The 14,794-nt window shown below is 59.9% G+C and carries 11 protein-coding genes and 3 pseudogenes; 9 read left to right on the top strand and 5 right to left on the bottom strand.

Going from position 1 to position 14,794, the window contains the following annotated elements; genetic code table 11:
* Positions 1-587: 587 nt before the first annotated feature.
* Both NKJ01_RS01795 and NKJ01_RS01800 read right to left on the bottom strand, forming a co-directional pair.
* The gene (locus tag NKJ01_RS01795) at positions 588-1,109 is read right to left on the bottom strand and encodes a LysR family transcriptional regulator substrate-binding protein (protein ID WP_352725534.1); all 522 of its coding nucleotides are present in this window, start codon (positions 1,107-1,109) and stop codon (positions 588-590) included.
* Positions 1,039-1,506, bottom strand: coding sequence for a LysR family transcriptional regulator (locus tag NKJ01_RS01800; protein WP_352725536.1), 468 nt, complete (start codon positions 1,504-1,506; stop codon positions 1,039-1,041). Before NKJ01_RS01800 ends, NKJ01_RS01795 begins: the two co-directional genes overlap by 71 nt.
* Positions 1,507-1,854: 348 nt before the next feature.
* On the opposite strand from NKJ01_RS01800, the gene NKJ01_RS01805 reads away from it, so the two are divergent.
* The 3 genes and pseudogenes from NKJ01_RS01805 to NKJ01_RS36350 all read left to right on the top strand — a co-directional run bounded on the left by NKJ01_RS01805 (position 1,855) and on the right by NKJ01_RS36350 (position 4,478).
* Positions 1,855-2,049 carry a hypothetical protein gene (locus tag NKJ01_RS01805; RefSeq protein WP_352725538.1) on the top strand — a complete coding sequence of 65 codons (195 nt, stop codon included), beginning with the start codon at positions 1,855-1,857 and terminating at the stop codon, positions 2,047-2,049.
* A 196-nt stretch (positions 2,050-2,245) separates the two neighbouring features.
* Positions 2,246-4,139, top strand: a pseudogene (locus NKJ01_RS01810) (TPR end-of-group domain-containing protein).
* Between the two features lie 189 nt (positions 4,140-4,328).
* A complete protein-coding gene (locus NKJ01_RS36350; RefSeq protein WP_502905846.1) occupies positions 4,329-4,478 on the top strand; it encodes a hypothetical protein in 150 nt (49 codons plus the stop codon).
* Here the strand turns inward: NKJ01_RS36350 and NKJ01_RS01815 are convergent.
* Together NKJ01_RS01815 and NKJ01_RS36355 are read right to left on the bottom strand one after the other, a co-directional pair.
* A pseudogene (locus NKJ01_RS01815) lies at positions 4,459-4,900 on the bottom strand (transposase); the annotation flags it as partial. The gene NKJ01_RS36350 and the pseudogene NKJ01_RS01815 sit on opposite strands and share 20 nt — an antisense overlap.
* Positions 4,901-4,917: 17 nt before the next feature.
* A pseudogene (locus NKJ01_RS36355) lies at positions 4,918-5,094 on the bottom strand (hypothetical protein); the annotation flags it as partial.
* A 65-nt stretch (positions 5,095-5,159) separates the two neighbouring features.
* Here NKJ01_RS36355 and NKJ01_RS01825 point away from each other — a divergent pair.
* The 6 genes from NKJ01_RS01825 to NKJ01_RS01850 all read left to right on the top strand — a co-directional run bounded on the left by NKJ01_RS01825 (position 5,160) and on the right by NKJ01_RS01850 (position 12,907).
* Positions 5,160-6,089 (top strand): recombinase family protein, encoded by a 930-nt coding sequence (locus NKJ01_RS01825; protein WP_352725542.1) that lies wholly within the window; start codon positions 5,160-5,162, stop codon positions 6,087-6,089.
* Between the two features lie 388 nt (positions 6,090-6,477).
* Positions 6,478-6,795, top strand: a complete 318-nt coding sequence (locus NKJ01_RS01830; protein ID WP_352725544.1) for a hypothetical protein — start codon at positions 6,478-6,480, stop codon at positions 6,793-6,795.
* A 9-nt stretch (positions 6,796-6,804) separates the two neighbouring features.
* A complete protein-coding gene (locus NKJ01_RS01835; protein WP_352725546.1) occupies positions 6,805-8,859 on the top strand; it encodes a hydantoinase/oxoprolinase family protein in 2,055 nt (684 codons plus the stop codon).
* Positions 8,856-10,538, top strand: coding sequence for a hydantoinase B/oxoprolinase family protein (locus tag NKJ01_RS01840; protein ID WP_352725548.1), 1,683 nt, complete (start codon positions 8,856-8,858; stop codon positions 10,536-10,538). The genes NKJ01_RS01835 and NKJ01_RS01840 overlap by 4 nt, the downstream gene beginning before the upstream one ends.
* 1 nt (position 10,539) lies before the next feature.
* Positions 10,540-11,784: an NAD(P)/FAD-dependent oxidoreductase gene (locus NKJ01_RS01845; protein WP_352725550.1), complete on the top strand. Its 1,245-nt coding sequence runs from the start codon at positions 10,540-10,542 to the stop codon at positions 11,782-11,784.
* Position 11,785: 1 nt separating this feature from the next.
* On the top strand, positions 11,786-12,907 hold the full coding sequence (locus NKJ01_RS01850; protein ID WP_352725552.1) for a GlxA family transcriptional regulator: 1,122 nt from the start codon (positions 11,786-11,788) through the stop codon (positions 12,905-12,907).
* A gap of 500 nt (positions 12,908-13,407) precedes the next feature.
* Here NKJ01_RS01850 and NKJ01_RS01855 read toward each other — a convergent pair whose 3' ends face one another.
* The gene (locus NKJ01_RS01855; RefSeq protein ID WP_352725554.1) at positions 13,408-14,487 is read right to left on the bottom strand and encodes a LysR family transcriptional regulator; all 1,080 of its coding nucleotides are present in this window, start codon (positions 14,485-14,487) and stop codon (positions 13,408-13,410) included.
* Positions 14,488-14,794 lie beyond the last annotated feature (307 nt).

Here is a 14,794-nt window from a genome sequence, read left to right on the forward strand (position 1 = left end):
ATCTGATGAAAACGACCTCGCGAGAGCGGGGTCGTCATCGCTTCGTGTTCGGCCCAGTGGCTTTGCGCCGCATATCGGCCGCCGGGATCAGTCTTGCTTGCTGCAAGCTGACAGTGTCAGCGACCGTGGGCTCGTCGCGTCTGCTTCTCGAAGGTGCAAGTCGGCAGGATGCCGAGGCCGCGGTCGCTCACAACCCGGAGCACGGTTTTCGCGATAACGTGGACTTTGGATTCGGCAAATTTGCTTGGAGCCGAGAGCTAGCGGCTTCCCAGCCGGCTCAAAACTTCAAACGGACCGGTAAAGTCGAGTTGTGTGATCCCCGGGAAAATCACGAAGCCGACGTTGAATTCAACCATGCACGTTCTCCCTTCTAAGACCCACACGCCGACTTGGCTCGGTCGAGATCATCGCGCCAAGTCACAACGTCAGCAATGGGTTGGAAGTAGACCGCTCGCAGATGACCCGCATAGTGGTCGCGCCAAAAGTGGACGCCTGAGGAACGAAAATGCAGGAAAGTCCGCCTCACTTGGATGTCGGAGGTGTGGTCAGCGTGCGGGCTATGGCGCACGCAGTCTCCGATGAGGCATTCAACGTTCATCGGTCGGGCGAGATGCACTAGCATAGTCGGCCAGTTCGCGACAAAACGCGATCGCGTACCGTGGCAGCGGGCGCCGTCGATCCCAAAAGACCGCCAGCGGTTCGCGGAGACGTTTTTTCTGGAACGTCAGATGAGCGACTTGCAGCTGATCGGAACGGAATCGCATCGTCGACGGAATCACCGCTACGCCATGCCCGCTTTCCGCCATCGCTATCAGCGTGTGCGGGGTCCGGCTTTCAAAGGCTATGGTTGGCTCCAGTCCCGCGAGCCGGCATGCCGCATCGAACATTCGTCGATTGGCGTAGTTCGTATCGAGCACCAACAACGGATACTTCGCTAGACAACGAATCTCCACATTGTCCCCTGGAGCCGGCGCCATCCCGGGCTGAAACGCCAAGAGTAGCTCAAGGGGCATAATTTGATGGCTTTCGAAGCGCTGATCATGGGGCGGCACTGCATTGCCGAGGCTCTGCCCGATGTGAATGTCGCCGCGCTCCAGTAACCCCTGCATCTCGTCCCATCCCAGCGCTCGCGCAGTTCCACCTGGACGCCGGGAAAGAGCTTTGCGTAGCGATGGAGAATTCGGCGAGGATGCCCTCGATGAATTGCGGGGATGCCGCCACCTTCAGTATGCCAATGTCGCCACCCCGAAGCAGTTGTGCCTTTTCGCGAACCGCGGCCGCGTAGTTGAGAAGTCCGCGGCAGTCCGCAAGCATCTGTTCACCTTCGCCTGTGAGAACAAGTCCGCGCCCGACCCGGTCGAAAAGCTTGAACCCGAGCTCATGCTCAAGTTCGTGCAGCTGACGCGACAGTGCGGGCTGGGCGACATGAAGATGCTGCGCCGCCTTCGACACGGTCCCGAGTTCGACCACGGTGACAAAGCTTCGCGCACGCCGAAGGTCGATCATGATAACTCATGCCGATTGGGTATCGATCGGTAGAAGATATAGATATTGGACGCAACATGCGAGAGTGGTCCATGTATCTCCGAGATCGGGCGTTCTCCGCCGATCAAGCACCGCGGATGCCCCCCGCGGCCCGATGGAGACAGCGATGGAACCGCTTATCTATCCACAGGATCGCATCGCCCACCTGCTGATCGAGCCCTGCAACGACTACCTGTCGCAAGGCCGGGTTGCCGGAATATGCCCCACACCATTTGGATTATCCTGGCCCCGGCTTTGGGACACAAAGCGCGGTCTGGTTGCAGCTTTGCTCGCGCCGGCGATATCCGCCGAACACACTAGGAGCCGCTCATGAGCTTGATCGATACGAGGATCGCATTAATCGAAGCCGAGCGCCGGAATCTCTTATCCCGTGTGCGGAACTGGGTGGCCAACTGGATCGACCGCGTATGCGCCAGCAACGACGCCCCGATTGATCCGACAGCGCATTTCTCGCTGCGCGAGTGGGCGGATTTGCCGACGCACCATCCTGCCTCGGACGAGTAAGTCGACTCGTTGACGTGCTGCGTCCTTTGCTGTCCGGCTGTAGGCCCAATTCCAGACATTGCGGCTTGTGGCCGGCCTGTCCGTTTGTCCTGTATTCAAAGGCAGTCCCTCCGTTGTCGGCCCCTTCCAGACCTTCCACGCTGCTTCGGCGATGGGCGCTGCACATTCGCTTCCGGATCGAATAGGATAGTTCCCGATTGAGGGGAACAAGGCTTTGTCCGAGCAGCAGGTCGAGCGACGTCTGGCCGCCATCTTGGCCGCGGATGTGGTGGGCTATAGCCGCCTCATGGAGGCCAATGAAGAGCGCACGCTGGGTGCGCTGCGCCAGCATCGTCGCGAGTTTTTCGATCCCACGATAGCCCAGCACGGTGGCCGCATCTTCAAGGTCATGGGGGACGGCTGTTTGGTTGAGTTCGGAAGCGTTCTCAACGCGGCGCGTTGCGCCGTTCAGATCCAGCGCGGCATGCCGGGGCGCAACGCGGGAATTCCCGAGGACCGGCACATAAAGTTCCGCATAGGTATCAATGTCGGCGACATCATCGTCGATGGTGAGGACTTCTACGGTGACGGCGTGAACATGGCCGCGCGTCTCGAGGGCCTTGCTGGGCCAGGCGGCATCGCGTGTTCAGAGGCGGTACGCAATCACGTCGGCAACAAGCTGGAACTTGAGTTCCTCGATCAAGGCGAGAAGACCGTCAAGAATATTGCCCAGTCGGTGCGTGTCTACTTTATCAATTTGAGATCACCCGACAGCCGTATAACTCCTGCAGCAGCCGGAGGCGGTCAAGTACGTGAGCGCTCCGAGAAGCCGTCGGTGGCAGTTCTGCCCTTCGCGAACATGAGCAATGACCCCGAACAGGAATTTTTCAGTGACGGCATCACCGAGGACATCATCACCGACCTGTCGAATGTTTCGGGCTTATTCGTGCTCGGCCGCAATACGGTCTTCACTTACAAGGGTAAGGCGGTGAACCTGGAGCAGACAGCGAGGGAGCTTGGCGTCGCCTATGTGGTCGAGGGTAGCGTTCGCCGAGCCGGGGATCGTGTAAGGATCAACGCCCAATTGATCGAAGGCATCTCCGGCGGCCATGTGTGGGCCGCTCGTTACGACCGTGAGCTCACCGATATTTTCGCCATCCAGGATGAGATTACCAAAACGATTGTGGACCAGCTCAAGGTCAAGCTCTTGCCGGATGAGAAGAAGGCAATCGAGCAAGCGCCGACCGACAATGTCGAAGCGTACACGAACTATCTAAGGGGTCGCCAGCTACTTCATGCGACGACGAGATCCTCACTGATATTGGCTCGGCGGATGTTTGCGAGGGCCGCGGACCTAGATCCGCGATTCGCGCGCGCTTACGCGGGTATGGCGAACTGCGATTCGCGCCTCAATTCCAGGCATGGCGTGAAGGTTTCGGCCGCCGATCTTCTGGCAACCACCGGCAAGGCCTTGGCGCTCGAGCCCAATCTGGCGGAAGCATATGCGGCAAGGGCTTACGCCTTGATGATCGACAGCAACGCCGAAGCGGCGGCTGTCGCTTTCGAAAGGGCCCTTGCACTAGACCCCAATTGCTACGAAGCCAATCAGTTGTACGCCGAATTCTTCCTTACAAAGGGCGATTTCGAGCAGGCGGCTCAGCACTACCTTCGCGCAATGGAGATTCAGCCGGATGACTATCAGGCGCCGCTTTTCCTAATTGGTGTCCTTCGGTCCCTCGGACGTCTGGAGGAAGCAACAAAATATGCGCGCCTCGGAGTGCGACGAGCCGAAGAGGCGCTTAGGCAGCATCCGGAAGACTCAAAGCCTGCGCAGCAAGGAGCCGTCGCGCTGGCATTTCTCGGAGAGCGTGATCGGGCAGAGGAATGGCTGGCGCGTGCTTTGGCTATCGATCCGGACGATAATCTCTGTCGCTATAAATGCCGCCTGCACCTACTCGCAGCTTGGCGAAATCGATCGGGCCATCGAATTGCTGGAGATTTGCGTTCAGCAGTTTGGAACCGATATGAAACTCTGGGTCAAAAATGATTCAGATCTCGATCCGATCCGCAATCATCCACTGTATCAAAAGCTGCTCGAACTCGCCGGTTGATCCGTCGTCCGGTTGTAGCGCAAGGACGAAGCCGCTCGCGCGGCACTGGCGCCCGTGGCGAGGGTGCAGCAATGATCTGAACGCCGTGCATTTGTCGGTTTGCGGTCCTGGCTGACGATTGGGGTCTTCTCAATCATCAGACAGGAGGTTCCCATGACGAAGGAGAGGACCACCCCGCTGCGCGAGCGGATGATCGAAGACATGCGCATTCGCGGGATGGGCGACAAAGCCCAGCAGGCTCATATCCGAGCCATCAAGGATTTCGCCAGGTTTCTGAAGCGATCTCCGGACACCGCCCAGTGTCCTTCCAGCAGCAGGTCACCCCTCGCGACTGGATGAAATAGACTGCGATAGATCGCTTCATGAGATATCCGCATGCTTGGATCGCCCGGGTACTCTCGCCGCAACCAGCCCGCTATCTGCTCCGGCGACCATTGCAGCGCCAGCTTTTGCGCCACCCGCCATCGTAGCCGTCCAGAGCATGCCAGGCGACACTGCTTCGGGCGCAGCGCTCGCTCCCAAGCATGCTTGTCAGCCCGGGTTGCACGATACGTTTGTGCACCGCCATTGCGCGAGATCTCGCGACATATTGTCGATGGGGATCGCCCTAGACTTCGTGCAATAGCGCGTATTGCGAGACCCGCCGCGATCCCGCGAGAGATCTCTTCGCGCTCCGCCAGCCCGAGCGCCAAGGCCGCTCTACGCCTTGCTGACGGAGCAATGCCGCCGTGTAAGGATACGATCCGCTGAACGCCGGTCTTGGGCGCAGCTCGCGCAGGCAGGTGAAGGAAAGCCGTGGCGTGGCCACCATCGGTGGCGTCGCCGCGCCGGTCTCGGTCATCCACGCCGGCAGCAGCAGCCGGCCGCCATCCGGCAGGTCGACGACAAAGTGGGCGTCGCCGGCGTAAAGGAGATGACGCACGACCGTGAGGCGCGCGCCGGCATGCGGGTGATACGGATACTGGACAACGACTTCAAGCGGCTGTTGCTGGGCAGTATGTCGCGGGTTCGAAAGGAACGATGTCGGAAGCGGAGTTGCACTTCCTCAAGGCGCGCATGCGCGGCGGCCAACTCAACAAGGCAAGCCGCGGCGATCTGAAGATAGGGCCGCCCGTGGGCCTGGTCTACTTGTCCGATGGCACCCTCGCACTCGACCCGGACGCCGAGGTGCAGGCCGCGCTCCGCATGGTGTTCACGACCTTCGAGCGCCTGGGCAGCGCAACCAGAACTGTCAAGTTTTTCCTCGACGAAGGTATTTTGTTCCCGCGGCGATTGCGCAAGGGACCGCACAAAGGCGAGCTGATGTGGGCGCCGCCGCGGCATGCCCGCATCCTCCAGGTCTTGCATAATCCGAGATATGCCGGCGCCTTCGTCTACGGTCGAACGCGTGGTCGGCCGCGGCCGGGCGGCGGCGTCTCGCAGATCAAGGTTGGTATGGCCGAGTGGCGGTTCGTGATCCCCGACATGCATCCGGGCTATATTGACTGGGAGCGCTTCAAGGCCAACCAGCAGCGTCTCGCCGACAATGCGCAAGCCTACCGAATGCAGCGCCACGCCGGACCGGTTCGCGAAGGATCTGCCTTGCTCCAGGGCAGAGTTCTCTGCGGCCTTTGCGGCGGGCGCATGGGCGTCCATTACAGCCAGGAGCATGGTCAGCCTGTCCCGACCTATATCTGCCAGGAGACCGCCACCCGCCGTGGCGGCAAGATCTGCCAGTCCGTGCCCGGCAAAGTCGTCGACCCGGCAGTGGGTGCATTGCTTGTCGAGCTGATGACGCCGATGACGCTTGAGGTCACCTTGGCGGTGCAGCACGAGCTTGAGGCACGCGCCGCCGAGACGGACACTTTGCGCCGACAACATATCGAGCGAACGCGTCATGACGCCGAGCTAAGGTTAAGAGATTTCGCGACTGGATTTTGGGTGAGGCGGGTGAGACGCAGAGACGTTTGAGTGTATGAACAGTGCCAATCCGAGATGCCGGCGTGCCAGCCTCGATCCGTTCATAAGCATCAATCGCCGCGCCTATTATTTTCCAGATCAGGTTCCAGCCGGTCTACACTACCCCGCCGGCGGCTTTGGGCATCTGACGCGGCCCGCCTACGCCCACGCCATCCGCACAGCGTCAGTGAGTGGATGATTGACCTCTCTCAATCGGAAGGGCCGGTGATGTGACGGTGGCCTATTTCCAACCGATCACTCGGGCCGATTTCTGCGCCTCTTTGGCACAAAAATCAGCCGACCTGATCGGCAATTGCGAGGCTCGGCATGATCGCCTCCGTCCCGCGCGCGCTGCAGCCCGGCGCACCCTACATCTGTGTCACCACCACTGAAGTTCCCGATGCGGTTCGGATTCGATACGCTGCGCGATCTTCGCGATATCGAAGCGCTCGAGGATGCTGGATTGCTCTCGAAGGAGAAGCTGCTGGCGGGCGGCACCACGCCCGACCGCGCCGGCGCCGTGGAATTGGACGTGGGCATGGGTGCTGACCTTAGACCGCCCAGCGAGAAGCTAAGAGCCGACTGCCCACCCAATGGCTCAAATTCGATAACCAACTTCGATGGCATGATATCGCTATTTCTCGGCAGGATCTTGACTGTTCGTCTCTGCGAAAGCCCACAATTCTCATCATCCGGATTGGCGAATCCAGATGTTTGAGGGTCGTGCATGACGCAGGAGCAATATCGGCTCGGGGTCGATGTCGGTGGGACGTTCACGGACGTATCCCTAGCCAATGAGCTTACGGGTGACCTACACCACTTCAAGACGCCCTCGACGCCTCACGACCCTTCGGAGGCGATCGAAAATGGATTGAAAAAGGTCATCGCTAGCGGGTTCGATCCAGCGGCTATTGCTCATTTTGGTCACGGCACCACCGTCGCCACGAACATGATCATTGAGCGGAAAGGCACGTTAACCGGTCTCGTCACCACGAAGGGGTTCCGGGACGTCTTGGAGATCGCGCGGCAGCAGCGTCCGCACCTCTATGACTATTCCATTCACCGCCCAGCGCCCCTGGTCGAGCGCTGGTTACGCCTTGAGATTGCCGAAAGGTACACCGCGGACGGCGATGAAATTATACCGCTTGATGAAGCCGCTGTGCGAGCCGCGGCGGCCCAGTTGCGTGCCGCGGGAGTTGCGGCCGTCGCGGTCTGCTTTGTCCACGCCTATCGATACCACGCCCACGAAAAACGCGCCGGCGAGATCCTGCGCGAGGAACTGCCCGGCATGCCGATTTCCCTAAGTTCGGACGTACAGCCGGAATTTCGGGAATTCGAACGCTTCTCCACGACCGTGATGAATGCCTATCTGACGCCCAAAATGGCGGGCTATTTAGACCGCTTGATGCATCGCTCGCGCGGGCTGGGTGTGCGGGCGGTACCACATACGGTGCATTCAAACGGCGGCCTGATGTCGATGGAGGCGGCAAAGGCCTATCCCGTCCGGACTTGCCTTTCAGGCCCCGCGGCCGGAGTCGTAGGGGCTGCGCAGGTGGCTTCGGCCGCCGGATTTCTGAACGCCGTGACCTTTGATGTTGGCGGCACGTCGACCGACGTTTCGCTCGTCCTGAATGGCCGCGGCGCCTACACACCCCTGCGGGAGGTCGCCGGGTATCCGGTGCGCTGCCCGATGGTCGATGTGCATGTGATCGGTGCAGGCGGTGGTTCTATTGCATGGGTCGATGACGCCGGCGCCCTGAAGGCAGGGCCGCACTCCGCCGGCGCGGTGCCTGGGCCGGTGGGATATATGCGCGGCGGCACTGAGCCCACAATCACCGACGCGAATCTGCACATGGGCCGCCTCAATCCGGTTGCCCTTCTCGGTGGTGCCATGCCGGTGGATCGTTCCGCGGCAACGCGCGCCATAACGGCGATCGCCGACAAAATCGGTGCCTCGCTCGATGACGCGGCCGTCGGCATCATTCGAATTGCCGTCGCGAACATGGCGCGTGCGATCCGCTCCATCTCGATCGAGCGTGGTAGCGACATCAAGGATTTCGCACTCGTGGCGTTCGGAGGCGCGGGGCCGCTGCACGCCACTTTCGTCGCGGATGAGGTTGGAATCCCGACCGTCCTCGTGCCCGTTGCGCCTGGGACAATGTGCGCGCGCGGCGTTCTGCTCTCAGATATCTCCCGGAGCTTCGTGAGGTCCCACGTGATGGCACTTACGGAGACCAGCTGGCGCGAGGTGCTCGACCACGCGCAAGCCATGATCGTGGAAGCCGACATGTGGCTCATCAGCGAAGGCGTGCCCGAACGCTTGCGCGAGCATGTCCGTGTGATTGAGGCGCGCTATGTCGGCCAGAACTTTGAAGTTCGCGTCGAGGGCGACATCTTTGAGAAGGACGCTTTCGTGCGCGCTTTCTACGGTGTCAATGATGATGTCTACGGCTACCACGTCGAAGACCGTGCGATCGAGATCGTCAACGTCCGGGTTGAAGCCATCGGCAGGATTGCCATGCCGCTCGAAGAGCCAACTGCGGTGAGAGGCACGTTGGACGAAGCCCGTCTTGGCACCCGCACGGTGCATATGGGCGAGGAGAATGCTGCCTGGACCGAGGCGGGAATCTACGACCGCGAAAAGTTGCCGGTGGGTGCGACCATCGTCGGGCCTGCCGTGATTGAGGAACCCACCGCGACGACCGTTCTCCCCTCGGCCTGGGCCGCAACTGTCGACCGATGGGGCAATCTCATTTTGACCAGGGAGAGGTCTGACGCATGAACCAGATCAATGCCATTGACATGGAGGTGTTCAACAATCGGCTTCTGTCGATCACCGACGAGGTCATGAATACGCTGATCCGCTCCTCGTTTTCCACCAACATCAAGGAGCGCAAGGACGCCTCCGTCGCGATCTTCGATAAGGGTGGCCGTCTCATCTGCCAGGCGCTCTACATTCCGATGCTGTTGTCGGGTGTTATGGGCGGGGTGGAGACCCTGCTAACCTCCCGTCAGCTTGAGAGCTTTCAGGAAGGCGATGTGTTCATCTGCAACGACGTCTACTTGGCAGGCGGATCGCACAGCAACGACATCTCGATCATCACGCCTGTCTTTATCGACGGAAAAATACAGTACTTCATCGGCAACATCGGCCATCACTCCGACGTGGGCGGCGTCATCCCCGGGTCAACTGACCACATCCTCACCAGCGTCTTCGCCGAAGGCATCCGCATCCCGCATATGCGTATCGTTCGCGAGGGGGTGCTTGACGAGGACCTCTTAGCCATGATCGCACACAACACCCGCGATCCTATGGAGCGCATCCTGGACCTCAAGGTCCAGATCGCCGCCAACAATCAGGGGGCAAGAAGCCTGCAAAAGCTCGCGGCGGAACACGGGCTGGCTCGTGTGCAGAAGAGCATGGCCGACCTGCTTATCTATACCGAACGGCGAATGCGGCAGAGGCTTAAAGAGCTTCCCGACGGAGAGTACCGCTCGGAGGTTTATACCGATGACGAGGGCGTACCCGGGCCTCCCAAGAAGATCTGCCTCATGGTTCGCATGCAGGGTGGCGAGGTGACGCTCGATTTTGCGGGCACCGACCGGCAGGCCAAGGGCTCAATCAACATGGGGCACTATCCGCTGCTCGCGGCGGTCTTCTGCGGGATCAACATGATGGTGGACCCATCCATACCAGCCAACTTCGGCATGTTCCAGCCGGTCCGGATCGAAACTCCGGAGGGCACCATCCTTAATCCCGAGTTCCCCGCGGCGGTCGGCAATCGGGAATACACGGCGCAACGGGTTGTGCGTGCGATCACGCTGGCCTTCGCGCAAGCATTGCCGCGAGAGCGGGCTGTAGCGCCCTCCGCCGACATCAACACCGGAATGGCGTTCTACGGCAAGCGCCGGTCCGGTGAGCCTTTCGTGTACGTCGAGGCGGTTGCCGGCGGCGTCGGTGCGACGCTTCGTAAGGATGGCATGCATGGCACGCAGGCGGGCATCACCAACACATCCAATACCCCGGCCGAACCGTTGGAGATCGAATTTCCGCTGATCGTGCGTGAGTACGGTCTCGCCATCGATACGGTCGGGCCGGGCAGGACGCAGGGCGGAGCCGCGATCATCCGGGACATCGGGTCCCTGGTCGACGGCGTGTCGGTTTCGACTAAGGCTGACGGCAAGAAAAGCCCGGCCCCAGGCATCTTCGGGGGCGGCGAGGGCGGCCGCGCCTCGCTTGAGTATCACCGCGCGGATGGAGCGGTCGAAGAGATTGAAATGTTCGTGGTCGACCGCATCATGGCAAAAGGCGAAGCCATACGCCTGATCTCCCCGGGCGGCGGGGGGTTCGGCGAACCCGCCGAACGCGCGCCGGCCGAGGTGGCCCGCAGCATCCGCGAGGGCTTCATTTCGCCCGAGTTTGCGGCGCAACACTACCCACATGTCACACCCAAGGCGTAGCATGAACCAGAGGTTCGACGCGGTTGTGATTGGCGGCGGCATTGTGGGGGCGACCACAGCGTACTACTTGGCCAAAGCCGGCAAGCGCGTTGCCCTGGTGGAAAAGGGTCGTATCAATGGCGAGCAATCCAGTCGCAACTGGGGTGCCGTTCGCACCCAAGGCCGTCATTCAACCGAAATTCCGATGATGCTCGACTGCCTTGAGATCTGGCGCGGCATCGAAGCGGAACTGGGCGAAAACGTGGACTGGCGCCAGCAGGGCCAAATGCGTCTAATCTATGATCGTGGCATGCGTGAGCGTTCCGAGGCTTTCATGCCGATTGCGCGGGAGTTCGGACTGACTACCCGGCTCCTGACGCCGCGCGAGGTTGCGGATCTGCTTCCGCACTACGACCCCAGGGATTGCCAGGGCGCCCTGTTCACGCCGACCGACGGCAACGCCGAACCGGAAAAGGCAGCCTCAGCGTTCGCTCGGGCAGCTGCGCGGCTTGGTGCCACGATCATGGAGTTCACCGCAGCGTTGTCCATCGATCGATGGAATGATGCTGTGTGCGGCGTCGAGACGGAACGGGGCCGCTTAGCATGTGAAACCATTGTACTCGCGTCGGGCGTCTGGACCAGCCGGCTCCTAAAACCACTCGGCATCAAGCACCCCAGCCTGTGGGTGCGCGGCTCGGTCGGCCGGACGGGCGTGCTGCCGATTGAGATGCGCAAGCTCGTGGTATGGGGCAAGTGTGCTTACCGCCAGCGCCCGGACGGGCGCGTTAACATCGCAGTGGCCGAGGACGGCTTTCACGACCTCATGCTCGACAGTTTTACTTATGGGTTGAAATTCCTGCCACTGGCCAAGCGGAACTGGCGGAACCTCCGGTTCAGTCTCGGCAAGCCAATGATCCGCAGTCTGATGGCGGAATTCGACGATTTTACCACCCATCGCACGTTGGATCCGCGGCCCGACTGGACGGGTTTGGCGCGGGCGGCGGATCGGTTCGTCGAGGAATATCCGGGCGTCGGCTCGATCCAGTACGAACGTGCCTGGGCCGGCTATATCGATTATATGCCCGATGAGCTGCCGGTTATCGAAGCTCTAAGTGAGCCGAACGGGCTGTTTGTCGCGGCTGGCCTCAGTGGCCACGGCTTTGGCATAGGGCCGATCGTCGGGAAGACCATTTCCGACCTGATCGTTAGAGGTCGCAGCGATTACGACCTTGCGCCTTTCAGCTCGCGACGGTTCAATGGCGGCTAGAATGGCGGATCGTCTTTCCCAAGCAACCTCCGAGCCCGTCTTGATCGATGTTGTTCTGGCGGACGGATTTTCCATGCTGACCACGACACTGATCCTCGAAGCGCTGCGCTTCGTCAACCTGGCCCATCGCTGGAAGGCATTCGACTGGACGATCAAGGGCGTGCAGTCCGATGCGCCACGTGCCAGCAACGGCTTTACGATCGCGGCGCAGCTACAATTCGATAGCAGTTCGCCTCCGGCCGATATTGTCTTTCTGAATGCATCCTACTTTCCCGAAGCGGCGAGCTCCGCGCGCCTGCTGGGCTGGCTCAGAGCTGCGGAGCGGCGCGGGGCCTGGATCTTGGCGGTCGACACGGCGCCCCTGCTTCTCGCCCAAGCAGGGCTGCTTGATGGGAGGGCCGCGACCATTCACTGGGAAGAATTCGACAGCGCGCGGGAATTATTCTCCAGGGTCGATTTCCGCAGCTCCGGGATGGAGCAAAGCGGGCGCATCTTTACGTGCAGCGGCGGGATGGCTGTTTTGGATATGATGCTGAGCTGGATCTCGCAGGACCAGGGCGACGAAATCGCTCAATACGTTCGGGAATGCTTTTTCCTCAAGGATGCGGATACCAGCCTGACCATCAGGGATAAAATGCTGTCCATGGCGGTCGAAGCCATGCGCCAGGCCATCACCAAACCTCTGTCCCTGGATGAAGTTGCTGCGCGGTCCAACATGTCGATTCGTCAGCTGTATCGCCGCTTCGAAACGGAGTTTGGTGTCGCGCCGGGAAGGTTCTACACCGCGCTCCGCCTGCAAAAGGGACAATCGCTGCTCGTCAACACGCGTTACCCGGTCGCGAACATTGCCTTTGCCTGCGGCTATTCTTCGGCGTCCCATTTCACTCAGGCGTATCGGTCCTTCTTCGGGGTGACACCGAACGAAGAACGCGGGCGGCTGGCGGCCGGAAAGTCCCAATCCCAGAACCGGCTGGCGATGTTCTTCCAACCGAGCTCGAGCCTGTTGGTCAATGTCATCGGTCCGGGCGTAACGCCCCGACCATCAACTCCCTTTCAACATAACGTCAAGTGCAATGAGCCAAACCATGCCGGAACCAATCCGCGTCATACGCCTGATACCTGACGGAGATCCCGTCAACGGCATGACCCCGTGGGAGATCCTGTCTCACGGTGGGATTATTGCTGGCAAGGCGAAACAGCGCATGCACCGCTTTTACGTCGCTGATCGCCTGGTGCCCGGTCAGATCCGCGTGGGGCATCTGGGAAGCGACGGCATCATTCCATTGGGATGGCGAACGGTTCGGATCAGATAAAGCCAGAAACGATCAGCTGGTTGAAGCAGCACCTGTCAATTACCTGGAGCGTGACCTCGACTTGCCGACTTTGCCGATCGACGCGAGCAATCGGGCTTGACTGATTGTGGAAGCCGCTCTCGCGTCTTTTCTCTCGCCGAATGCCGATGAGCGAAAGAAGGCGGGCCGTCGTCAAGCGCCTGGATCGGATCGAGCGATACGACTGAACTCCTTTTGAGCTCGAGTCTCAGATAAGAATTCGTAGCTTCTGTTTCGAAACAGCCTTGTAGCGGTCGCGTTTTTTCAGTTAATTAAATGGAAGTCTGGCCCGCTATCGCCACTCAAGCAGCGCTCGCTGGGGGACACTATTCCGCACGCTCGGGTTTTGAGGACGCACCGGCTGAAAGTGTTCTGGCATAGATGCACGACTAGTCTTGCCAGTCGCATCCTCCGATTTCGACTTAGGGTGCTCTATCACCCGAATACCTTTTTCTGCCAACATTTGAAGTACCATCGCTTCATGAGCTTTGATAGCACCGTGCAGCCAAGCCTCGAACTTTCGGCTTGCTGGTGTTGCCAAGCGCCCCTGCGGCTTGAACATTCCATAGTAATCCTCACAGACAAGACCAATCTTGTACGGGACGATTAGCTCGCCCGTTCTGATCGCTGGCAAGGCGAGAAAACTGTCACCGATCGTCATCCCCCCACCAGATGCTGCGACTGAAAGGCACAATGTCGTCTCGTCAAATCGGGTCTGATGTCGCCGAGGACCGCCAGAGTCGATTCCTGCCAGGGCACAATATTCTTCCCAAATATCATACCTCTCGTTGACCAGATACGGTGCATCGCATGCCTTGTGTCCGTTGTAGAGATAGGACGTGGCAAAGCTTTCGGTACAGACTAGCATGTCAATCCAGTGACATAGGTGGGTTTCTTCGAACCCACCGTATACTTTGTCCCCCTTCGTTCTGCAAAAAATGCGGAAGTCGAAATCTTCATCCAAGCGAAAAGTGCCGCTTTTCTCGGAAGTGATTTCCATAGAAATACCCGGGTTGGCCACCAGGAACGTTCCGACGTGACTCGCCAACCAGCTTGAGGCGAAGTCCCGGCAGGCCAGCACCCGAAGATGCTGGCCCTGCTTCGCCCTGCGGATGACCGCTTCAGTCGTCGAATGGATCAATTCGAATGCCTGTTTCAGTGCCAGAAATAGGTCGTTTCCGCCCGGCGTGAGATCTACCTCCTTACGGAGGCGTGTCAGCAGCGCGCACCCCATGTCACTCTCAAGTAACGCTATCTGCTTTGAGATAGCAGGCCGCGTTACGCGCAACTCCTCTGCTGCGGCTGAGAAGCTCCGGAGGCGAGAAACTGCCTCGAAGGCGCGTAACGCAGTGAGTGACTGATGTTGCCTCAATGTTCTCTCCGTAACCTAAAGTTAGTTAGGAAGAAATTCGGGTTCTTGTCAACAAGGACGCCAAGCAAGGGTGATCGTCATCCCTTCAGTTAGAAGCCGCGCCAGAATTCAAAAATGCGAAGTTCAGCCGAAGGTCCAGCACTGACGGCGCCCATGTCAATGTCAATCAAGTTCGCGGAAGAAGTTCGGCACAATGGCGCCACTTCGCGATCGAGCGGAAGCGCCTCTGTGCGTCTCGTCAGCTTTGAGGTGATGATCTTTGCGCCACGTTTGTTGTGGGCCTCCGATAATGTCATCGCTGTTCAAG

This window comes from Mesorhizobium sp. M0276, assembly GCF_040321755.1.
Classification (GTDB): domain Bacteria; phylum Pseudomonadota; class Alphaproteobacteria; order Rhizobiales; family Rhizobiaceae; genus Mesorhizobium.

Bases quoted from the DNA above. Each gene is read 5' to 3' on its own strand.
- NKJ01_RS01795 (WP_352725534.1), bottom strand. From the start codon at position 1,109: ATGCAGGGGTTACTGGAGCGCGGCGACATTCACATCGGGCAGAGCCTC.
- NKJ01_RS01800 (WP_352725536.1), bottom strand. From the start codon at position 1,506: ATGATCGACCTTCGGCGTGCGCGAAGCTTTGTCACCGTGGTCGAACTC.
- NKJ01_RS01805 (WP_352725538.1), top strand. From the start codon at position 1,855: ATGAGCTTGATCGATACGAGGATCGCATTAATCGAAGCCGAGCGCCGG.
- NKJ01_RS36350 (WP_502905846.1), top strand. From the start codon at position 4,329: ATGATCGAAGACATGCGCATTCGCGGGATGGGCGACAAAGCCCAGCAG.
- NKJ01_RS01825 (WP_352725542.1), top strand. From the start codon at position 5,160: ATGTCGGAAGCGGAGTTGCACTTCCTCAAGGCGCGCATGCGCGGCGGC.
- NKJ01_RS01830 (WP_352725544.1), top strand. From the start codon at position 6,478: ATGCGGTTCGGATTCGATACGCTGCGCGATCTTCGCGATATCGAAGCG.
- NKJ01_RS01835 (WP_352725546.1), top strand. From the start codon at position 6,805: ATGACGCAGGAGCAATATCGGCTCGGGGTCGATGTCGGTGGGACGTTC.
- NKJ01_RS01840 (WP_352725548.1), top strand. From the start codon at position 8,856: ATGAACCAGATCAATGCCATTGACATGGAGGTGTTCAACAATCGGCTT.
- NKJ01_RS01845 (WP_352725550.1), top strand. From the start codon at position 10,540: ATGAACCAGAGGTTCGACGCGGTTGTGATTGGCGGCGGCATTGTGGGG.
- NKJ01_RS01850 (WP_352725552.1), top strand. From the start codon at position 11,786: ATGGCGGATCGTCTTTCCCAAGCAACCTCCGAGCCCGTCTTGATCGAT.